The 19,580-nt window shown below is 65.9% G+C and carries 18 protein-coding genes and 1 tRNA gene; 3 read left to right on the top strand and 16 right to left on the bottom strand.

The window, feature by feature from the left end; genetic code table 11:
- Positions 1–7 precede the first annotated feature (7 nt).
- The gene (locus tag ACUXVA_RS03655) at positions 8–664 is read left to right on the top strand and encodes an aspartate/glutamate racemase family protein (protein ID WP_265081538.1); all 657 of its coding nucleotides are present in this window, start codon (positions 8–10) and stop codon (positions 662–664) included.
- Between the two features lie 66 nt (positions 665–730).
- Here ACUXVA_RS03655 and ACUXVA_RS03650 read toward each other — a convergent pair whose 3' ends face one another.
- Positions 731–1,660 (bottom strand): N-carbamoyl-D-amino-acid hydrolase, encoded by a 930-nt coding sequence (locus ACUXVA_RS03650; protein WP_265081539.1) that lies wholly within the window; start codon positions 1,658–1,660, stop codon positions 731–733.
- A 183-nt stretch (positions 1,661–1,843) separates the two neighbouring features.
- Positions 1,844–3,193, bottom strand: coding sequence for a PQQ-dependent sugar dehydrogenase (locus ACUXVA_RS03645; RefSeq protein ID WP_265081540.1), 1,350 nt, complete (start codon positions 3,191–3,193; stop codon positions 1,844–1,846).
- 247 nt (positions 3,194–3,440) lie between these two features.
- Between ACUXVA_RS03645 and ACUXVA_RS03640 the strand changes: the two genes are divergently transcribed.
- The gene (locus ACUXVA_RS03640) at positions 3,441–4,886 is read left to right on the top strand and encodes an MATE family efflux transporter (RefSeq protein WP_445490868.1); all 1,446 of its coding nucleotides are present in this window, start codon (positions 3,441–3,443) and stop codon (positions 4,884–4,886) included.
- 7 nt (positions 4,887–4,893) lie between these two features.
- Here ACUXVA_RS03640 and ACUXVA_RS03635 read toward each other — a convergent pair whose 3' ends face one another.
- The 3 genes from ACUXVA_RS03635 to ACUXVA_RS03625 are packed head-to-tail and all read right to left on the bottom strand — an operon-like array spanning position 4,894 to position 6,709.
- On the bottom strand, positions 4,894–5,418 hold the full coding sequence (locus ACUXVA_RS03635; protein WP_265081542.1) for a hypothetical protein: 525 nt from the start codon (positions 5,416–5,418) through the stop codon (positions 4,894–4,896).
- Positions 5,415–5,816, bottom strand: a complete 402-nt coding sequence (locus ACUXVA_RS03630; protein ID WP_265081543.1) for an SRPBCC family protein — start codon at positions 5,814–5,816, stop codon at positions 5,415–5,417. Before ACUXVA_RS03630 ends, ACUXVA_RS03635 begins: the two co-directional genes overlap by 4 nt.
- Positions 5,817–5,866: 50 nt before the next feature.
- On the bottom strand, positions 5,867–6,709 hold the full coding sequence (locus ACUXVA_RS03625) for a helix-turn-helix transcriptional regulator (protein ID WP_265081544.1): 843 nt from the start codon (positions 6,707–6,709) through the stop codon (positions 5,867–5,869).
- A gap of 188 nt (positions 6,710–6,897) precedes the next feature.
- Here ACUXVA_RS03625 and ACUXVA_RS03620 point away from each other — a divergent pair.
- Positions 6,898–6,971, top strand: a tRNA-Gly gene (locus ACUXVA_RS03620).
- 60 nt (positions 6,972–7,031) lie between these two features.
- On the opposite strand, the gene mmsB is transcribed toward ACUXVA_RS03620, so the two are convergent.
- The 11 genes from mmsB to ytfQ form a co-directional block, all read right to left on the bottom strand.
- Entirely contained in the window at positions 7,032–8,222 is a 1,191-nt protein-coding gene (gene mmsB, locus ACUXVA_RS03615) for a multiple monosaccharide ABC transporter permease (RefSeq protein ID WP_265081545.1), read from the bottom strand.
- A complete protein-coding gene (mmsA, locus tag ACUXVA_RS03610; RefSeq protein ID WP_265081546.1) occupies positions 8,219–9,754 on the bottom strand; it encodes a multiple monosaccharide ABC transporter ATP-binding protein in 1,536 nt (511 codons plus the stop codon). The genes mmsB and mmsA overlap by 4 nt, the downstream gene beginning before the upstream one ends.
- A 202-nt stretch (positions 9,755–9,956) precedes the next feature.
- The gene (gene chvE / locus ACUXVA_RS03605; RefSeq protein WP_445490864.1) at positions 9,957–11,018 is read right to left on the bottom strand and encodes a multiple monosaccharide ABC transporter substrate-binding protein; all 1,062 of its coding nucleotides are present in this window, start codon (positions 11,016–11,018) and stop codon (positions 9,957–9,959) included.
- A 148-nt stretch (positions 11,019–11,166) separates the two neighbouring features.
- Positions 11,167–12,087, bottom strand: a complete 921-nt coding sequence (locus ACUXVA_RS03600; RefSeq protein ID WP_265081548.1) for an SMP-30/gluconolactonase/LRE family protein — start codon at positions 12,085–12,087, stop codon at positions 11,167–11,169.
- Between the two features lie 10 nt (positions 12,088–12,097).
- Positions 12,098–13,165: an aldose epimerase family protein gene (locus ACUXVA_RS03595; RefSeq protein WP_265081549.1), complete on the bottom strand. Its 1,068-nt coding sequence runs from the start codon at positions 13,163–13,165 to the stop codon at positions 12,098–12,100.
- A gap of 2 nt (positions 13,166–13,167) precedes the next feature.
- The gene (locus tag ACUXVA_RS03590; protein ID WP_445490861.1) at positions 13,168–14,091 is read right to left on the bottom strand and encodes a Gfo/Idh/MocA family protein; all 924 of its coding nucleotides are present in this window, start codon (positions 14,089–14,091) and stop codon (positions 13,168–13,170) included.
- A 52-nt stretch (positions 14,092–14,143) separates the two neighbouring features.
- Positions 14,144–14,866: a FadR/GntR family transcriptional regulator gene (locus ACUXVA_RS03585; protein WP_265081551.1), complete on the bottom strand. Its 723-nt coding sequence runs from the start codon at positions 14,864–14,866 to the stop codon at positions 14,144–14,146.
- Positions 14,863–15,846, bottom strand: a complete 984-nt coding sequence (gene yjfF / locus ACUXVA_RS03580) for a galactofuranose ABC transporter, permease protein YjfF (RefSeq protein WP_265081552.1) — start codon at positions 15,844–15,846, stop codon at positions 14,863–14,865. The genes ACUXVA_RS03585 and yjfF overlap by 4 nt, the downstream gene beginning before the upstream one ends.
- Entirely contained in the window at positions 15,843–16,826 is a 984-nt protein-coding gene (locus ACUXVA_RS03575) for an ABC transporter permease (RefSeq protein WP_265081553.1), read from the bottom strand. Before ACUXVA_RS03575 ends, yjfF begins: the two co-directional genes overlap by 4 nt.
- Before the next feature lie 10 nt (positions 16,827–16,836).
- Positions 16,837–18,378 carry a sugar ABC transporter ATP-binding protein gene (locus tag ACUXVA_RS03570; protein WP_265081554.1) on the bottom strand — a complete coding sequence of 514 codons (1,542 nt, stop codon included), beginning with the start codon at positions 18,376–18,378 and terminating at the stop codon, positions 16,837–16,839.
- A gap of 127 nt (positions 18,379–18,505) precedes the next feature.
- Positions 18,506–19,474 carry a galactofuranose ABC transporter, galactofuranose-binding protein YtfQ gene (gene ytfQ / locus ACUXVA_RS03565; RefSeq protein ID WP_265081555.1) on the bottom strand — a complete coding sequence of 323 codons (969 nt, stop codon included), beginning with the start codon at positions 19,472–19,474 and terminating at the stop codon, positions 18,506–18,508.
- Positions 19,475–19,580: the final 106 nt, after the last annotated feature.

The following is a 19,580-nucleotide window of genomic DNA, read 5'->3' as shown; positions in this document are numbered from 1 at the left end:
GATGGATATGCGCCGCAAGAAGATCCTCGTGATCAATCCGAATTCCAACGACAATGTGACGCGGCATCTGGCGGCGGCGTTGCAACCGCTGGTCTTTGCGGACGGTCCGGAGATCGACTGCGTGACGCTGGCCGAAGGGCCCTTCGGCGTCGAGAGCCAGGCCGACGTGGACAGCGTTTCGATGCCGCTGCGTGCGCTGGTGGCGGCGGACAACTCCGCGGACGCCTATGTGATCGCCTGCTATTCCGATCCCGGCCTGCAGGTCTGCCGCGAGGCGACGTCGCGGCCGGTATTCGGCATCGCCGAATCCGGCGTGCTGACCGCGCTGGCGCGCGGCGACCGCTTCGGCATCATCGCGGTGGCACAGCGCTCGATTCCCCGCCACATGCGCTACCTGCGCCAGATGAGTCTCACCGACCGCTGCGTCGGCGAGCGCCCGCTCAACATGACCGTGGCCGAAACCGCATCCGGCAGCGACACGCTGGAGCGCATGATCAAGGTCGGCCGCGAACTGAAGGATATCGACGGCGCCAATTCGATCGTGATGGGCTGCGCCGGCATGGCGCGGCATCGCGCGGCGCTGGAAGAGGCCATCGGCATTCCGGTGATCGATCCGACCCAGGCCGCGGTCAGCATGGCGCTCGGTGTGGTGATGTTTCAGTAGGCTCTTGTTGCCCTCTCCCCGCCCGGCGAAGCGAAGCTTCGCTAGGCGGGGAGAGGTAAGTGAAGGTCACTCCGGCGGCAGGATCACGCCGGTCTGCGATGTGATGCGGCCGTAGTGCTCGATGCGGCGGTGGCGTGCGAAGTCGAAGATGGTTTTCTTGCCGAACTGCGTGGCATCGAGGTCGCAGGCGCACACCAGCAGCTCGTCGCCCTCGGTCTTGGCCTCGGCCATGATCTCGCCGTCCGGATTGACGATGAGGCTGCCGCCGATCAGCGGGAAGCCGTCCTCATTGCCGGCCTTGGCCACCGCGACCACGAAGGTCGAGTTTTGGTAGGCGCCGGCCTGCACTGACAGACGGTTGTGAAACAGCCGCTGCTCCGGACCTTCTGCCGCCTTCTGCGAGTTCACCGACGGGGTGTTGTAGCCGAGCACGATCATCTCGACGCCCTGCAGGCCCATCACGCGGTAGGATTCCGGCCAGCGGCGATCGTTGCAGATCATCATGCCGAAGATGCCGCCGAGCGCGCGGAACACCGGAAAGCCGAGGTCGCCCGGTTCGAAATAGCGTTTTTCCAGATGCTGATGGGTGCGCTCGGTGTCGAACTCGACATGGCCGGGCAGATGCACCTTGCGGTACTTGCCGACGATCTTGCCGGTGCGGTCGGTGAGGATCTGGGTGTTGTAGTGGTGACCATCTTCCGTCAATTCAGCGTAGCCGATCGACAGCGCGATATTGGCTTTGGCCGCGGCATCGAACAGCGGCTGCACCGCCGCGTTGGGCATCTCCGACTCGAACCAGCTGTCCACCTCGTTCGGGTCGGTCATGTAGTAGCGCGGAAAGAACGTGGTCAGCGCCAGTTCGGGATAGACGACGAGGTCGGCACCCTTCGCCTTGGCTTCGGCCAGCAGCGCGAGCATCCGTTTCACCACGGCCTCGCGGCTTTCGGCTTTCTGGATCGGTCCCATCTGGGCGGCGGCGGCGTTCAGGATGCGCATGGAGAAGGATCCATTTCGAGTGGTGACGCGAACAGCGGCGCCGGCCGGTGCCGACGCCGTTGTCCAATCGAAACGCTTTCGCCAAAATCACCGGGCCGCGCAAGGTCGAATGATAGGCCGGTTGATCCGCGGCTTGCCTGTTTTGTCGTCAATCGCCGTGGGTCGGCCACGGTATGCGGCGGATCATTTCCCGGCTTCGAGCGAAGCAGCCTTGGGTCCGGCGGGGGTCACGCGCCACACCGTATTGCCGACGTCGTCGGCCACCAGCAGCGCGCCGTGCCGGTCGATCCTGACGCCGACCGGGCGGCCCTGCGCCTCGCCCTTGTCGTCGAGGAAGCCGGTGAGCACATCCTGCGGCTTGCCCGAGGGCTTGCCGCCCTCGAACGGCACGAAGATGACCTTGTAGCCGCTGCGCGGCTTGCGATTCCACGAGCCGTGCTGTCCGACGAAGGCGCCGCCCTTCATGCTGTCGGGGAACAGGTCTCCGGTGTTGAAGGTGAGGCCCAGCGAGGCGGTATGCGCGCCCAGTGCGTAATCCGGCACGATGGCCTTGGCCACCAGATCCGGCCGCTGCGGGCTGACGCGGACGTCGACGTGCTGGCCGTAATAGCTGTAGGGCCAGCCGTAGAAGCCGCCGTCCCGTACCGAGGTCATGTAGTCCGGAACCAGGTCGCTGCCGATCTCGTCGCGCTCGTTGACCGTGACCCACAGCGCGCCGCTCTGCGGCTGCCACGATGGGCCGTTGGGATTGCGTAGGCCGGAGGCGAACACGCGGGAGGCGCCGCTGGCGCGGTCGATCTCGAGGATGCCGGCGCGGTCCTTCTCGGCCTCAATGCCATTCTCGCCGACATTGCTGTTGGAGCCGATGGTGGCATAGAGCTTGGTGCCGTCCGGGCTGGCGGTGAGGTCCTTGGTCCAGTGATGGTTGATCGGCCCGCCCGGCAGATCGGCGACCTTCACCGGCGCCGCGGTGATCCTGGTGTCGCCGTCCCGGTAGGGGAATTTCACCACCGCATCGGCATTGGCGACATAGAACTCGCTGCCGACCAGCGCCATGCCGAACGGCGAATGCAGACCTTCGAGGAACGCCGTTTTGGTCTCGGCCACGCCGTCGCCGTCGGCGTCGCGCAACAGGCTGATGCGGTTGGCGCTGGGCACGCCAGCGCCGGCCCGCTTCATCACCAGGCCCATCACCCAGCCCTTGATGCCCTTGCCGTCTTCCGGCTTGGGCGGCGCATTGGTCTCGGCCACCAGCACGTCGCCGTTCGGCAGGACATAGAGCGTGCGCGGATGGTCCAGTCCCCTGGCAAAGGCGTTCACGGCCATGCCGCTGGCCGCGGTTGGCCTGGCGCCGTCCGGCCAGCCCTTGGCGGTGGCGATGTTGACGGTGGGAATCAGCGACTTCACCGGTTCGACCAGCTTCGGGCTGGCGCCAAAATCCTCGCCGGAGACGTGAGTCGCCTGTTCGTTGCAGGCAGCCAGCGGCAGCGCCAAAGCTACGAGACATGCGGACAGCAGAAACTTGTTGTGCATGGAAGACCCTCTGATTGCAGAAGGCAAATGCCGCAATGCAGTAAACGTTCAGATCGACCGCATGAATTTCGTGTGAAGCCGTTATCGTCGTTACCGGGTGCTCGTAGCTGACGCTGCTCGCGCCCGGGAATGAGGGTGATGACGGCCGCGCATCCCCCATGCGTGCTGCGGACATGGCAATGCGCGGAATCGGTGCTAGGGAGAATGGACGATTCCGGCGCGAACGACCGGGACGCCGGGAAAACGCATGTCCGAGGTCACGGTCGCCGAACTACCATTGGTCGATGGCGAGCGAGACGCGCTGCCTCGGCTGACGGCGCCGGCCAGAAATCCGCTGCTCGACCATCCCATCCTGTCGACCTTGTTGTGGCTGTCCTGGCCCAACGTGGTGGCGCTGAGCGCCGGCACCCTGATCGTCATCGCCGAGACCTCCTATATCGGCCGGCTCGGCACCGAATCGCTGGCGGCGATGGCGCTGGTGTTTCCCTTCGTGATGCTGACCATGACCATGTCCGGCGGCGCCATGGGTGGCGGCGTATCGTCGGCGATCGCGCGTGCGCTCGGCGCCGGCGACCACGAGCGTGCATCCGCACTGGCGTTGCATGCGCTGCTGATCGGCCTCTGCTTCGGCCTGACCTTCACGGTGGGCATGCTGGTGTTCGGCCCGACGCTGCTGGAAGCGCTGGGCGGCCGCGGCAGCGTATTGGCGCAGGCCATCGGCTACATCCAGATCTTCTTCGGCGGCGGCATCATCCCGTGGCTGATGAATACGTTTGCCGCCATCCTGCGCGGCACCGGCAACATGAAGCTGCCGTCGGCGATCGTGCTGAATTCCGCGGTGTGCCAGATCATTCTGGGCGGCGTGCTTGGCCTCGGCCTCGGCCCGGTGCCGTCGTTCGGCATGCGCGGCGTCGCCGCGGGCTCGCTGATCGCCTACACCATCGGCGCGGCGATCATGGGCTGGTACGTGTTTTCCGGCCGCGCGCGGGTCCGACCGGTGCTGCGCGGGCTCAAGATCCGGCGCGGCATGTTCTTCGACATTCTCAAGGTCGGCGCCATCGCCTGCTTCTCGCCGCTGCAGAACGTGCTGAGCCTGACCATCTTCACGCACATGCTGGCGCGGTTTGGCACCGAGGTGCTGGCCGGCTATGGCATCGGCGCACGGCTGGAATTCCTGCTCGTCACGCTCGCTTTCGCGGTCGGCGTGGCGTCGGTGCCCATGGTCGGCATGGCGATCGGCGCGGGCAGGGTCAAGCGGGCGCGCCGGATCGCCTGGACCGCCGGCTGGGTGTCGTTCGCCGTGGTCGGCCTGCTCGGTACGCTGGTTGCCGTCTATCCGGACCTGTGGGTCAGCATCTTCACGCAAGATCCCGGCGTACGCGCCGCCAGCCGGCAATATCTCGCCACGGGGGCGCCGATGTACGCCTTTCTCGGCCTCGCCACCGCGATGTATTTCTCGTCGCAGGGCGCGGCCCGGGTGCTGGGCCCGGTGCTGGCACAGACCGCGCGGCTGGTCTTCATCTGTGTTGGCGGCGGGTGGCTGCTGTCGATCGAGGACACCAGCCAGAGCTTCTTCTGGCTCGCGGCGGCGTCGATGGTGCTGCTCGGCGTGCTGTCGGCGCTCAGCGTGCTGCTCACGCGCTGGGGACCGAAATCCGGCGCGGTCCCCGAGGTGCGGCCGGCGCTGTCGTGACGGCGCGTCACGCGCTTCGCCTGGCGATAAACTCGACATCGAGCCGCCAGTTCGCGCCATCATCGGGCGATGTCTCGCCGCGCCAGCGAAACCGATCCGGTGTGATCTGCGAAAAACTCCAGCGGATGGCCTGACCGGCGGCGTTGCGGCCGAGCTGCACGATATCGTCGCCGTCGCGGCGACCGGTCATGGTGCAGAAATTCTGCGTCACCGGATCGCTCCACTGGATCTGCCAGGCATCGATGGCAGGATCGTAGATCCGCAGCGTGCTGCCATACGAGTTCCTGTTGGCCACGGCGTCGCCGTGGCGCGCGCCGCGCGGCGGCACGATCCAGACGTCCTGGATGGCGCGGCCCTCGAGCACCCAGCCGAAGTGCCACTCGCCCTTCAGCGTCAGTGGCGGCGCATGCGCCGGGAAGCGGGTGACGTCGAGCTCCCAGGCGCCGATCAGCCAGCCGTACAGGTCCATCTTGCCGCGGCGATCGAGGGCGGGGCCGTCGGCGGAGAGCGCGGCGAGAAACGATGCCGTCATGCCGTGCGCCTTTCGAAGTTGGCCTGCATCGCCAGCGCGCCGAGATCCATCTGCGCGTCCATGTAGGGCGCAATCTCGTGCGGCAGCACGTCGACGGTCCAGATCACGCGGCTGCGTGTCGCACCGTCGGCCAGCACCTGTACCGAGGCATTGTGCTGGGTGACGCGCTCGCTGACGATCGCATAGGCCAGCCGCATGCGGGCCGGGTCGCAGTCGACCAGGATTTCGCGCGCGACGGCGCCATTGGCGAAAGTCACGATACGGGCGTCCCCCTCGCGTTGCGTATCGGTGACGAAGCCCGGCACCAGCCGGGTATGCAGCGCGCCGAAGTCGGCGATCGCCGCCCACACCACGTCGGCGGGGGCCGCGATCGAAATGTCCTTGTGAATGGAAGCCATGCTGTCTGTCCCGTGTGAAAGCCGGCCGATGGCGGCCGGTGCCAGACTAGTCAGTGCACGGTCAGCCGATCTTGGAGATTCTTGCGGTCGGCCTGCGCAGCCCGGCGGAAGCCGCGCGGCGAGACCCCGGCGGCGCGGCGGAAGCTGCGGATGAAATTCGACAGGTCGTTGAAGCCGACGTCGAACGCGATGTCCGTGATGGCGCGCTCCTGGTCGGCGAGCAGGCGGGCGGCGTGGCGCAATCGGGAGCGCAGCAGATACTGGTGCGGGGTGACGCCGATCACGCCGGTGAACAGCCGCAGGAAATGAAACGCGCTGAGGCCCGTCTCGCGCGCGGCGTCATCGAGCGCGATCGGTTGCGCAGAATGGGCGTCGATCCACAGCGCGGCCTGCACCGCGCGGCGGCGGTCGCGCGCCTCGGCCATCAGCGGCCGCTGCGTCCGTCCCGATACGATCTCGACGAACCGCGCCAGCAGCGCGTGGCCGGCTTCGTCGACGCCGATGTCGTTGCGGCCATCGGCGGCGGCCTGGGCGCGTTCGCCCAGCACCATCAGTTCGGCCAGTGGCGGCAGGCCGCCGCGCTGCCAGATGCCGCTGCTGCCGCCGAGCTGCTCGACCAGCTCGGGGCTCGGGAAAAACGACAGGCATTCGTCGCCGCCGGCATAGTGGTCGTGGCTGCAGACATATTCGTCGCCGGGATGACCGATCAGGAAGGCGCCGGCCACCAGTTCGTGGGACTGGCCGCGGCAGCGGCAGCCGAAGCTGCCCTTGCGGACATAGGAGATGGAATGGCTGAGGTGGTGCTCGGCAAAGGGCCGGTCATGCGGGCCGGCGCCGCAGCGATAATCCGACACGGAGAGGCCGTCACCCTGAAAGATCGTCGTCGCCGTCATCCGGCAAAACTAGCCCTGCGGGCGCGGCGGGGCAACGGCGAACAGGACGTGTATCGATGCACCCGGAAAGGCCTCAGCCGCCCTCGGTTCCGGCCCGGGCCGGATCGCGTGCCGGGTGGCGCTGTCGCAGGCGGAACATACGGCTTGGCGGATCGCGCGGTCTCGGCTACATCAATCCGCACGACCACGCGGGCGTAGTTCAATGGTAGAACGGCAGCTTCCCAAGCTGCATACGAGGGTTCGATTCCCTCCGCCCGCTCCAGTTCCCGCGATCGCCGGCCCGGAATGGCCACCGGCAACGAGCCGATGGCCTCCGTCCTCCTCAGCGCTTCTGGTTGTAGACGTCGAGGCAGACCGCGCCGAGCAGCACCAGGCCCTTGATCACCTGCTGGTAGTCGATGCCGATGCCGAGGATGGACATGCCGTTGTTCATGACGCCCATGATCAGCGCGCCGATCACCGCGCCGCCGACCTTGCCGACGCCGCCATAGGCCGAAGCGCCGCCGATGAAGCAGGCGGCGATGACGTCAAGCTCGAAGCCGAGGCCGGCCTTCGGCGTCGCGGTGTTGAGCCGCGCGGCGAATACCAGGCCGGCCAGGGCCGCCAGCACGCCCATATTGACGAAGGTGAAGAACGTCAGCCGTTCGGTCTTGATGCCCGACAGGCTTGCCGCCTTGGCATTGCCGCCGACGGCATAGATCTGCCGGCCCACGGTGGTCCGCGAGGTGACGAAGGCGTAGATGCCGATTAGCACCATCATGATCACCAGCACGTTGGGCAGGCCGCGATGCGAGGCGATCAGATAGGTGAAATAGACGATGGCGGCGAACAGCAGCGCGTTCTTGAAGACGAAGAAGCCGGTCGGCTCGGCCTCGACGCCGTGGCTCTGCTGGCGGGCGCGGGCCTTCATGTTCATGGCCACCAGCGCGGTGGCCAGCGCCGCGCCGATCAGCAGCGAGGTCGGATAGAGGATGCCGGCGTTGGGAAACAGCTCGGGGATGAAGCCCGAGGACAGCTTCTGGAAGGTCGGCGCGAACGGCCCCACCGACTGCCCCTGAAGGATCGCCAGCGCCAGGCCCTTGAACACCAGCATGCCCGCCAGCGTCACGATGAAGGACGGGATCTTGAAATAGGCCACCCAGTAGCCTTGCGCCGCGCCGATGAAACCGCCCAGCACCAGGCAGATCAGGGTGGCGAGAATGAAGTTCATGTTGAACTGCACCATCAGCACCGCGGCAACGGCGCCGATGAAGCCGGCCACCGAGCCGACCGACAGGTCGATATGGCCGGTGACGATCACCAGCAGCATGCCGAGCGCCATGATGACGATGTAGCTGTTCTGCAGCACCAGGTTGGTCAGGTTGAGCGGGCGCAGCAGCGTGCCGTCGGTGACCACCTGGAAGAACAGCATGATGGCGAACAGCGACAGCAGCATGCCGTATTCGCGCAGGTTGTTCTTGAGGAATCCGGCATGCTTGGGCGGCGCCGGCGCCGCCACGGTCTTGTCGCTCATGGCTGTCGTTCTCCCTTGCGCATGATCGCGCGCATGATTTTTTCCTGCGTCGCCTCGTGCGCGGCAAATTCGCCGACGAAAGCGCCTTCGTTCATCACGCAGATGCGGTCACATATTCCCAGCAGTTCCGGCATCTCCGACGAAATCACGATAACGCTTTTGCCAGCATCCGCGAGTTCGTTGATGATGCAGTAGATCTCATACTTGGCGCCGACGTCGATGCCGCGCGTCGGTTCGTCCAGGATCAGCACCTGCGGATCGGTGAACAGCCATTTCGACAGCATGACCTTTTGCTGGTTGCCGCCGGACAGTTTGCCGGACTCCTGGTAGACGTCGTTACAGCGGATCCGCATCCGGCTGCGATAGTCGGTGGCTACCCTGAGTTCGCTGATATCGTCGATGATCTTGCTGCTGGACACGCCGTCGAGATTGGCCAGCGTGATGTTCTTGCGCACGTCGGAGGCCAGCAGCAGCCCGAATTGCTTGCGGTCCTCGGTGACATAGGCCAGCCCGGCATCGATGGCGCGGCCGACGGTGGAGACGTCGATCTGCTTGCCGTTCAGCGTGGCGCGGCCGGTGATCCGGCGGCCCCACGAGCCGCCAAAGATGCTCATGGCGAATTCGGTGCGGCCGGCGCCCATCAGCCCGGCAATGCCGACGATCTCGCCACGCCGGACATTGAAGTCGACGTTCTTGATCACCTGCCGGTCGGCATGGAGTGGGTGATAGACCGACCAGTCCTGCACCGCGAAGATGGGCTCGCCGATATCAGGTTCGCGCTGCGGATAGCGGTGCTCGAGATCGCGGTCGACCATCTTGCGGATGATGCGGTCTTCCTCAACGACGCCGGCGTGGCAATCCAGCGTGTCGACGGTACGGCCGTCGCGCAGCACGGTGATGCGGTCGGCGACGCGGGCGACTTCGTTGAGCTTGTGCGAGATCAGGATTGCCGACATGCCCTGGGCGCGCAGTTCGACCAGCAGATCGAGCAGCGCCGCACTGTCGTTTTCGTTGAGGCTGGCGGTCGGCTCGTCGAGGATCAGCAGGCGGACCTTCTTGGACAGCGCCTTGGCGATCTCCACCAGCTGCTGCTTGCCGACGCCGAGATCGGTGATCAGGGTATCCGGCGACTCGCGCAGGCCGACGGTGGCGAGCACTTCCTTGGCGCGGCGGTCGCGGGCGTCGCGGTCGATGATGCCGAAGCGCGACGGCGGATTGGCGAGAAAGATGTTCTCGGCGATCGACATCAGCGGGATCAGCGCCAGCTCCTGGTGGATGATGATGATGCCGAGCGCCTCGGAATCGTTGATGTCGCGGAACTTGCGCTCCTCGCCTTCGAACACGATGGCGCCGTCATAGCTGCCATGGGGATAGACCCCGCTCAGCACCTTCATGAGCGTCGACTTGCCGGCGCCGTTCTCGCCGACCAGCGCGTGGATTTCGCCGGGCTCGACGGTGAAGCAGACATCGTTCAGCGCCTTCACCCCGGTGAAGGATTTTGAGATGCCGCGCATTTCCAGAATTGCATTCATCGTCGGGCTCCGAGGGAAGGTCTTTCTTCACCTCTCCCGCTTGCGGGAGAGGTCGGAGCCGAGCGTCAGCTCGGCTTCGGGAGAGGGGGGCACAGTCTCGTTGCTGCCCTCTCCCGTCTCGAATGACCTTTGGTCATTCGATCCACCCTCTCCCACCTAGCGAAGCTTCGCTTCGCCGTGCGGGAGAGGGAAGAAGACGCAATCAGAACTGCGACTTCTTGTAATAGCCGCTCTCGACCAGCACCTTCTCCCAGTTGCTCTTGTCGACGGACACCGGCTTGAGCAGGTAGGACGGAACGACCTTGCGGCCGTTGTTGTAGGTCTTGGTGTCGTTGACCTGCACCTGCTTGCCGCTCAGCGCCGCATCCACCATGTCGGCGGTGACCTTGGCGAGTTCGCGGGTGTCCTTGAAGATGGTGGAATACTGCTCGCCGCGCAGCATCGACTTGATCGACGGGACTTCGGCGTCCTGGCCCGTGACGATGGGCATCGGCATGTCGCCGCTGCCGTAGCCGACGCCCTTCAGCGACGACAGGATACCGATCGACAGGCCGTCATACGGCGACAGCACAGCGTTCAGTTTCTTGTTGGTGTAGAAGGCGCTGAGCAGGTTATCCATGCGGGCCTGGGCGGTGGCGCCGTCCCAGCGCAGGGTCGAGACCTTGTTCATGCCCATCTGGCCGCTGGCCACCACCAGCTTGCCGCTGTCGATATAGGGCTTCAGCACCGACATGGCGCCGTCATAGAAGAAGTAGGCGTTGTTGTCGTCGGGCGAGCCGCCGAACAGCTCGATGTTGAACGGGCCCTTGCCTTCCTTCAGCTTCAACGCGGCCTCGATCGACTGCGCCTGCAGCACGCCGACCTGGAAGTTGTCGAAGGTGGCGTAGTAGTCGACGTTGGGGGTCTCCTTGATCAGCCGGTCGTAGGCGATGATGGTGATGCCCTTGGCCTTGGCCTGGGCCAGCACGTCGGACAGAGTGGTGCCGTCGATCGAGGCAACCACCAGCACCTTGGCGCCCTTGGTCACCATGTTCTCGATCTGCGACAGCCGGTTCGGAATGTCGTCTTCGGCATATTGCAGATCGGTGCCGTAGCCGCGCTCCTTCAGTACCTTCACGATGTTGTCGCCATCGGCGATCCAGCGCGCGGAGGCCTTGGTCGGCATGGCGATGCCGACGGTGGGCTTGCTCTGGGCGACGGCCTGGCCGCTCAACGCGAGCGCGGCGAGGGCCACGGCAGACAGAGTTGTCCTGATGAAATTCATGTTCCACTCCCAATTCATTGAATGCCGGTTTCGGCTTGTTGCGGTGTGCTGTGTCTTGTCAGTCGCGCCCGAGGGCGCACATCATATCAAGTCCGGTGCGGTGTGTCCTTCCAGTTGTCGTCAATTTTCTGCAAGCTGAATTGTTGCATTACGTCGAGCCCAGTCTGACACGCGGTTCGGGCCGCCCGCGCGCGCCCGGATCCATCACGAAGGTCCGGCCATGGTCCGGGTCGGCGGCACGCGCCTTGTCGTCCATTCCCTCATGCGCCGAGGTGATCAGCATGCGGTCGAAACCGGCGCCGATGAACACGGGGCAACTCGGCTGCCGCGCCGGCACGCGCAGGGTCCGCAGCCGGACGCCGTCCGGCGAGTAGGCGTCGACGCAGCCGCCGCCCCAGCGCGCGCACCAGATCACACCGTCGCGATCGACCACCGCGCCGTCGAGACCGCCTTCGCCGAGATGCACATAGAGCGTCTCGGGCGCGCCGGTCGGCAGGCCCGTCGCCGGATCCAGCGCGACGCGGTGGAGGACGTTCTTGTGGGTGTCGGCGAAATAGCCGGTGGCACCGTCCGGTGCAAAGCAGATGGCGTTGGGAATGGTGACGTTGGCGTACAGCCGGGTCAGCGCGCCCTGATGCAACGCGTAAATAGCGCCCGCACCGGTCTCTGCCTTGCGTCCCATGCTGCTGGTCCAGAACGTGCCGCACGGATGCACCCGCGCATCGTTGGAGCGCGTCCCGGCATTGTCGTCCTCGATCGCCGTGTGCAGCGTCAGCCGGCCATCGATGATGTCGCGGATGTAGAGGCCATCGTCCGCCGCCAGCAGCTGGTGCGTATCGTCGATGAAGGTCAGCGCGCTGGCCATGATCGGCAGTGCATGGGACGTGGTCTTGCCGGTGTCGAGTTCCGCCTCGAACAGCCGGCGTTCGAGGATGTCGAACCACCAGGCGGTGTCGGAGCCGGAATCGTAGTTCGAGCCCTCGCCGAGATGGCAGCGCGTGGTGTCGAGCGTCGTCGTCGGCACGTCTTCGATGCCGGGCGCGGTCATGATGCTGCTGGGCTCGCTCATGGCTCCTCCTTCAGGCGGTCGAAAATCGGTAGAGCGTCTGGTTCCGGTAGGTGGTGCCGGGGTCGAGGCGTGCGGACGGGAAGTCCGGCCGGTTCGGCGCGTCGGGCCAGTTTTGCGGCTCGAGGCACAGCGCGTCGAACTGACGGTGCGGGCGGCCGTCCTTGCCCGTCACGCTGCCGTCGAGATAGTTGCCGGAATAGAACTGCAGGCCGGGCTGGTTGGTGTGTAGCTCCATGATGCGGCCGGAACGAGGCGCCTGCAGCGTTGCGGCGAGCCGCAGGTCGGACGAGTCGCGCAGGCAGAAATTGTGGTCATAGCCGCGACCGCGCTGCAGCTGCGCGTCGGCGTCGCGAATCCGGGCGCCGATCGCATGGGCGTCGCGGAAATCGAACGGCGAGCCAGCGACGTCGCGCGGCGCGCCCTGCTGCGGAATCCTGTGCTCGTCGATGGCGAGGAAGGCGTCGGCGGCCAGGCTCAGGCGATGGTCGAGGATATCGCCTCCAACCGCGGCGCCGTCGAGGTTGAAGAAGCTGTGATTGGTCAGGCTCACCACCGTCGGCCGCGAGGTGCCGGCCGTGTAGTCGATGGTCAGTTCGCCAGGCCCCGAGATGCGGTAGCTGGCGCGGACGTCGAGCGCGCCCGGATAACCCTCGTCGCCGTCGGGGCTGTGAAGTGCCAGCGTCACGGCGGGGGCCGGACCGTCCTCGGTGGCGACGACGGTCCAGATCTTGCGGCAGAAGCCCTCGACGCCGCCATGCAGGGCGTTGGGCGCTTCATTGGCCGCAAGGGCAACGCGCGTGCCGTCGAGATCGAAGCCGGCACCTGCAATGCGGTTGGCATAGCGGCCGACGGTCGCACCGAAATAACGACCCGGCACGGTGTAGCCGTCGAGATCGTCGAAGCCGAGGACGACGTCCGCGATGTCACCGTTGCGGTCCGGCACCAGCAATGCCTGCAGCGCGGCGCCCCAGGTGATGATCCGTGCCTCGATTCCGTCGGCGGTGCGCAGGCAGATGCGTTCCACCGCCGTGCCGTCGGGCAGGTGACCGAAGATGTCGCGCGTGACGGTGCCTGTCATGGTCAATCCTCGAACGCGTCGACGACAAGGCGCCGGCCCAGCATGAAAGCATCCGCAACATGGATCAGAGGTGCGAGATCGACATCCGATGTACCGCGCCGGACCAGGTCGACGAAGTGACGATACAGCGCGGGGTATTCCTGCTGCGTTTCCGCCAGTGCCACGCCGGCATAAGTGAGCTTCGCGCCGCCTTCGGACAACGTCAACACGCCGTCGCCGGTTTCGACACGGATCTCCCAGGTCTGCGGGCCGGTCTGCAGAAAGTTGAATTCGGCGCGGATGGCCATGCCGCTCTCGTCGGAGAAATCCAGATTCGCCGCAATCGGCGCCGCGCAATTGGCCGGGAACGACAGCTCCGCCTCGGTCAGGAAAAATGGCCGCGGCAGGATGCGGGTCAGGATCGACAGCGCATTGATGCCGGGATCGAATACGCCGAGCCCGCCCGGCTCGAAGATCCAGCGCTGGCCGGGATGCCAGACACGTACGTCTTCCTTCCATGCAATGGCGACGGACCGGATCTCGCGGTTGGCGAGGAACGCCCGTGCCGGTTCAACGGCCGCGGCGAAGCGCGAATGCCGGCCGGCGAACAGCGTCTTGCCGGAGTCCTTCGCCGCGGCGATCAGCGGCGCCATTTCGCTGACCGTGGCGCCCGGAGGCTTTTCCAGCAACACGTGCTTGCCGGCGGCGAGTGCGGCGGCGGCCTGCGCCCGGCGGACTTGCGGCGGGGTGCACAGCGCCACCGCATCGATCTCGGGCGCCTGCGTCAGCAACTCGTCGAGGGTGGCGAAGTGGGCGATGCCGTCGAGCGCGGCATTGCGGCTGGCGACGGCCCTGAGCTCAATGCCGTCCGTCGCCGCGATGGCCGGGATGTGCTGGTCCCGCGCGATCTTGCCGAGGCCGACGATGGCGAGTTGAATCGGATTCACCGGCTTGGTCCCTTGCGATGGTCGTTGGGTTCGTTGTCCATGGTCGCCCCGGTCAATCCGCCGCGCCATGCCGGCGCAACCCGTTCAGGATCACGCTGGTCATCTGCGCAGCCGCCTCATCGGCATCCTGGGCGGCGATCGCCTCGACGATCCGCTCATGCGACGCCAGCACGGTCTCGCGCTCCGGCGCCTCGACCGGCGCGCTCAGGATGAACGAGGCGCGCAGCGCCGCCTCGATGACCCAGCCGATCGAGCGCATGAACGGGTTGCCGGAGGCGTTGGCCACGGTGATGTGCAGGCTGAGGTCGGCGTCGGCAAAGCTCACGGAGTCCGACGGTGCGGCGCGCATGCAGGCCATGCTGCGGCGCAGCTCGGCGACTTCGGCCTCGGTGCGGCGTTCGGCGGCCAGGGCGGCGGCGTGCGGTTCCACCGCCAGCCGGATGTCGGCAAGGTCGCGCAGGAAGCGCTTGTCGATGCCGGCGTCGAGATGCCAGGCGAGCACGTCGATGTCGAACATGTTCCAGGCCGAGCGCTCGCGCACCACGGTACCGACCCGCGCCTTGGTGCTGAGCAACCCCTTGGCCACCAGGGTCTTGACAGCTTCGCGCAGCACCGGGCGCGACACGCCGAACAGCAGAGTCAGCTCGGCATCGCCGGGCAGCTTGGTGCCCTCGGCGTAGCGGCCGGAGATGATGTTGATACCGATGTTGCGGGCCACTTCGGCATGGTTGGAATGGGCGCGCTGGGTCGGGATGGAAACGATCTGCGGGCTCATGACGACGTCGCTCCCAGGCTGCGGCGGCTGGACCGGCGGGCGAAGCCAACCATAGCCTGCTGCAACACAATAAATGTGAACAGCAGGATGCCGGTGGCAATCTTGGTCCACCAGCTAGACAGCGTGCCGTCGAAGTTGATGTAGCTCTGGATCAGGCCCTGGATCAGCACGCCCACAAAAGTGCCGAACACGAAGCCATAACCGCCGGTGAGCAGCGTGCCGCCGATCACCACCGCGGCGATGGTGTCCAGCTCGACGCCGACCGCCGACAGCGAATAGCCGGCAGAGGTGTAGAACGAGAACACGATGCCGGACAGACCTGCCAACACGCTGGACAGCATGTAGATCAGGATCGTAGTCCGCCCGACGCGGATGCCCATCAACGCCGCGGAGATGCGGCTGCCGCCGAGCGCGTAGACATTGGCCCCGAATTTCGTGAAGTGCAGCAGCACCATGCCGGCGGCGAACACCGCAAGCATGATCATCGCAATCACGGTGAGCTGGCCGCCGCCGGGCAGCGCGATGGCGTGGTCGGCGAGGTTGGCATAGAGCGGCGCCGTGATCGGGATCGATTCGGTCGACATCAGGAAGCTGGTGCCGCGCGCCAGGAACATCCCCGCGAGGGTGACGATGAAGGGCGGCAGGTCGAAAAACTGGATCACCGCGCCCATCGCCGCGCCGAAGCCGGCGCAGATCAGCAGGATCAAGGCGAAGGCCAGCCACGGCGACAGGCCGAGATGCTCGATGGCGATGGCCAGGAACACCGTGGTGAAGCCGATCACCGCGCCGACCGACAGGTCGATGCCGCCGGATATGATGACGAAGGTCATGCCGGTGGCGACGATGCCGAGGAAGGCGTTGTCGGTGAGCAGGTCGGCCACGACTCGCGTCGAAGCGAAGTTCGGAAACTGGACCGAACAGAGGATAAAGCCGGCGACGAACACCGCCAATGTGACGAGGACGGGAAACAGCCGGTTCATTTCCGCACCTTCGACAGCAGCAGGCCGAGGCCGGACAACCGCGGCGACTGCAGCAGCAGCACCACCAGCACCACCACGGCCTTGACCACCAGATTGAATTCCGGACGGAAGCCGGACAGCAGGATGCCGGTGTTCATGGCCTGGATGATCAACGCGCCCAACATCGCGAAAACCAGGCTGAAGCGGCCGCCGAACAGCGACGTGCCGCCGATCACCACGGCGAGGATGGCGTCGAGCTCGAGCCACAGGCCGGCATTGTTGGCATCGGCGCCGAGAATATCTGCGGCGGCAACGATGCCCGCCAGCGCCGCGCAAAGACTGCACCAGACATAGACCGCCATGGTCATGGCCGTGGTGCCGACGCCGGCCAGCGCGCTGGCGCGGGCATTGCCGCCGGTGGCTTCGATCATCAGCCCCAGCGCGGTGCCGCGTACCAAAGCCAGGGTGACAAGCAGCATGCCGAGCGTGATCGCCACCGGCGCGGGAATGCCGAGCACCGAGCCGCCGCCGAACCACACCAGATCCGGCGCGGTGAAGGTGACGATGCGGCCCTCGGTAATCAATTGCGCGATGCCGCGCCCGGCGACCATCAGGATCAGCGTCGCGACGATCGGCTGGATACCGAGCACCGCGACCAGGAAACCGTTCCACAAGCCGCACACCAGGCCGGCGCCGAGGGCCGCCGCCAGCACCACCGGCAGCGAGTGGCTGTCGGCGAGGCTCGCGGCGATGGCGCCGGAGATCGCCATCACCGCACCGACCGAGAGATCGATGCCGCGGGTGGCGATCACCAGCACCATGCCGAGCGACAGCAATGCTACTGGCGCGCCGCGGTTGAAGACATCGACCAGGCTGCCGAACAGCCGTCCGTCCTGCAGCCTGAGATCGAAGAATTGCGGCGACACGGTCCAGTTGATGGCGAGGATCGCCAGAAAGGCGACCACTTGCGGCAGGCCGGAGCGGGGCAGGCGAAATGCCATTCAGATCCCCTTATGCCGCGTGCTGATCGGCGGCGATGGCCGCGACGATCGACGTTACGTTGATGGCGTCGCCGGCCAGCGACGCGACGTGCGCGCGCTCGCGCAGCACGATCACCTCGTCGGCATAGGTGACGATCTCCTCGAGCTCCGAGGAAATCACCAGCAAGGCCAGCCCGTCGGCGCACAGTTTCTGGATCAGCCGGATGATTTCGGCGTGGGCGCCGACGTCGATGCCGCGGGTCGGTTCGTCGAGGATCAGCAGGCGCGGTTCGATGGCCAGCCAGCGCGCCAGCAGCGCCTTCTGCTGGTTGCCGCCGGACAACAGACCGATGGGGCGCTCCGGATCGGCCGGGCGAATGTCGAGCAGTTTGATGAAACGATTTGCGATGTCGTCCTGTTCGCGGCGCGACAGCGGCTTCAGCATGCCGCGTCGTGCCTGCAGCGCCAGCACGATATTTTCGCGCACGGTCAGCTCGGCCACGATGCCGTCGGTCTTGCGCTCTTCGGGACAGTAGCCGAAGCCGAGCTTCACGGCGTCGCGCGGCGAATGCAGCCGCGCCGGCCGGCCATTCACGATCGCGGCGCCGGCATCGGCGCGTTCGACGCCGAAGACGAGGCGCGCCGTTTCCGTGCGCCCGGAGCCCAGCAGCCCGGCGAGGCCGACCACTTCGCCGCTGCGCAATTCGAGATCGAACGGCGCGACGTAGCCGGCTTTGCCGAACTGATGGAACGACGCATAGGGCGCGCGTGCGGTGTCGGCGGGAGTGTGGACGCGTTCGGCGGTGACATCGCTGAGCTCGCGGCCGAGCATCATGTGTACCAGCTCCATGCGCGGCAGACTTGCAGTCTCGCGCTCGCCGACCAGCCGGCCGTTGCGCAGCACGGTGATGCGGTCGCTGATGGCGTAAACCTGATCCAGGAAATGCGTAACGAACAACACGCCGATGCCGCGGCTGGCGAGCTGGCGCATCACGGCGAACAGGATTTCGACCTCGTGCTTGTCGAGGCTGGCGGTGGGTTCATCGAGAATCAGCACCCGCGCCGACATGTCGACGGCCCGCGCGATGGCGGTGATCTGCTGTACCGCGACCGAATAGTCGCCGAGCGGTGCTGACACATCGATGTCGAGCCCGAATTCCTTCAGCAGCAGCGAGGCGCGGCGGCGCATCTCTGTGTCGCGCACGAAGCCGAATCGCGTCGGCTGCCGGCCGAGAAACAGGTTCTGCGCCACCGACAGGTTGGGCAGCAGGTTGACCTCCTGATACACGGTGGCGATGCCCGCCTGCTGGGCGGCGTCCGCCGAACGCGGCGCGATCTCGACGCTGTCGAGCCGGACGATGCCGCTGTCCCGTGCCACGACGCCGGTGACCAGCTTGATCAGTGTCGATTTGCCGGCGCCATTTTCGCCCAGCAAGGCGTGGATCTCGCCGGCGCGCAGCGTGATGTCGACGCCGTCGAGCACGCGGACGCCGGCGAAACTCTTGGTGAGCCCGCTGGTTTGCAGCAAAGGCGGGGAGAGGTCAGCGAGCGCAGGCATAGGCTTGATACTCATCGCCGCTGCAGGACAGGCAACGGCTCAAAAAGGTCGAAACGTAGGCTGCCATTCCGGGAGGTGCCTGGTCGACGTCGCCGACGAAGGCTCAGACCCGGAATGACAGCCAGAGGTCACGCTCCGGCGCTCAGTAGCCGAGGCCCTTCTTGCTATCGTAGACCTTCTGCGGATTATCGGCCGCCGTGTAGAGCTTGGATTCGGTCTGGATCCACTTCGGCGGCACGGTGCCCTTGTCCTTAAAGGCGACGATGGCGTCGAAGGCGGGTCCCGCCATGTCCGGGGTCAGTTCGACGGTGGCGTTGGCTTCGCCGGCGGCGATCGCCTTGAAGATGTCCGGCACGGCGTCGATGGAGACGGTGAGGATATCCTTGCCGGGCTTGAGGCCGGCTTCCTTCATGGCCTGGATCGCGCCGACCATCATGTCGTCGTTATGGGCGTAGACCGCGCAGATATTCTTGCCGCCGCCTTCGGCCTTGATGAAGCTCTCCATCACTTCCTTGCCCTTGGCGCGGGTGAAATCGCCGGTCTGGCTGCGCACCACCTTGAGGTTGGCATGCTTGGCGATGGCGGTATCGAAACCCTTCTTGCGGTTGGCGGCAACGCTGGCGCCCACCGTGCCCTGCAGCTCGACGATGTTGCAGGCCTTGCTGCCGACGGTCTTGGCCAGCCAGTCGCCGGCGACCTCGCCTTCATGCACACTGTCGGAGGTTACCGCGGTCAGATAGAGGTCCTTGCCCGACGGATCGATGTCGCGGTCGAGCAGCACGACGGGAATCTTGGCTTCCTTGGCTTCTTTCAGCACCGCGTCCCAACCGGTGGAGACCACCGGCGCGAGGAAGATGGCATCGACCTTCTGCGCGACGAAGGAACGGATCGCCTTGATCTGGTTCTCCTGTTTCTGCTGGGCGTCGGCGATCTTGAGGGTGATGTTGCGCTTCTTGGCTTCGGACTTGGAGACCGAGGTCTCCGCGGCGCGCCAGCCGGATTCCGAACCGATCTGCGAAAATCCGATGGTCAACTGGGCGGCGGAGGCGCTGAAGGCAAACCCGGCAAGGGCAGTGGCGGCAAGCAGGGTCGTCAGGATCTTGCGTGTCATGAGTGTCTCTCCCGATGTGCAATGGCGCTTCTGCGAGCGCCTCGTGTGCGCAAATCTATTACACGCCGGGATAGAGCTGACTAGTCATATTATTTTACTATTTTGG

Source organism: Rhodopseudomonas sp. RCAM05734 (assembly GCF_052658035.1).
Note: the sequence above shows the minus strand (reverse complement) of the source record. Positions and strands in the feature narration are given on the sequence as shown.

Bases quoted from the DNA above. Each gene is read 5' to 3' on its own strand.
- ACUXVA_RS03655 (WP_265081538.1), top strand. From the start codon at position 8: ATGCGCCGCAAGAAGATCCTCGTGATCAATCCGAATTCCAACGACAAT.
- mmsB (WP_265081545.1), bottom strand. From the start codon at position 8,222: ATGAGCGACAAGACCGTGGCGGCGCCGGCGCCGCCCAAGCATGCCGGA.
- chvE (WP_445490864.1), bottom strand. From the start codon at position 11,018: ATGAATTTCATCAGGACAACTCTGTCTGCCGTGGCCCTCGCCGCGCTC.
- ACUXVA_RS03600 (WP_265081548.1), bottom strand. From the start codon at position 12,087: ATGAGCGAGCCCAGCAGCATCATGACCGCGCCCGGCATCGAAGACGTG.
- ACUXVA_RS03640 (WP_445490868.1), top strand. From the start codon at position 3,441: ATGTCCGAGGTCACGGTCGCCGAACTACCATTGGTCGATGGCGAGCGA.
- ytfQ (WP_265081555.1), bottom strand. From the start codon at position 19,474: ATGACACGCAAGATCCTGACGACCCTGCTTGCCGCCACTGCCCTTGCC.
- ACUXVA_RS03585 (WP_265081551.1), bottom strand. From the start codon at position 14,866: ATGAGCCCGCAGATCGTTTCCATCCCGACCCAGCGCGCCCATTCCAAC.
- ACUXVA_RS03575 (WP_265081553.1), bottom strand. From the start codon at position 16,826: ATGGCATTTCGCCTGCCCCGCTCCGGCCTGCCGCAAGTGGTCGCCTTT.
- ACUXVA_RS03635 (WP_265081542.1), bottom strand. From the start codon at position 5,418: ATGACGGCATCGTTTCTCGCCGCGCTCTCCGCCGACGGCCCCGCCCTC.
- ACUXVA_RS03570 (WP_265081554.1), bottom strand. From the start codon at position 18,378: ATGAGTATCAAGCCTATGCCTGCGCTCGCTGACCTCTCCCCGCCTTTG.
- ACUXVA_RS03630 (WP_265081543.1), bottom strand. From the start codon at position 5,816: ATGGCTTCCATTCACAAGGACATTTCGATCGCGGCCCCCGCCGACGTG.
- ACUXVA_RS03595 (WP_265081549.1), bottom strand. From the start codon at position 13,165: ATGACAGGCACCGTCACGCGCGACATCTTCGGTCACCTGCCCGACGGC.
- ACUXVA_RS03625 (WP_265081544.1), bottom strand. From the start codon at position 6,709: ATGACGGCGACGACGATCTTTCAGGGTGACGGCCTCTCCGTGTCGGAT.
- mmsA (WP_265081546.1), bottom strand. From the start codon at position 9,754: ATGAATGCAATTCTGGAAATGCGCGGCATCTCAAAATCCTTCACCGGG.
- ACUXVA_RS03650 (WP_265081539.1), bottom strand. From the start codon at position 1,660: ATGCGCATCCTGAACGCCGCCGCCGCCCAGATGGGACCGATCCAGAAA.
- ACUXVA_RS03645 (WP_265081540.1), bottom strand. From the start codon at position 3,193: ATGCACAACAAGTTTCTGCTGTCCGCATGTCTCGTAGCTTTGGCGCTG.
- yjfF (WP_265081552.1), bottom strand. From the start codon at position 15,846: ATGAACCGGCTGTTTCCCGTCCTCGTCACATTGGCGGTGTTCGTCGCC.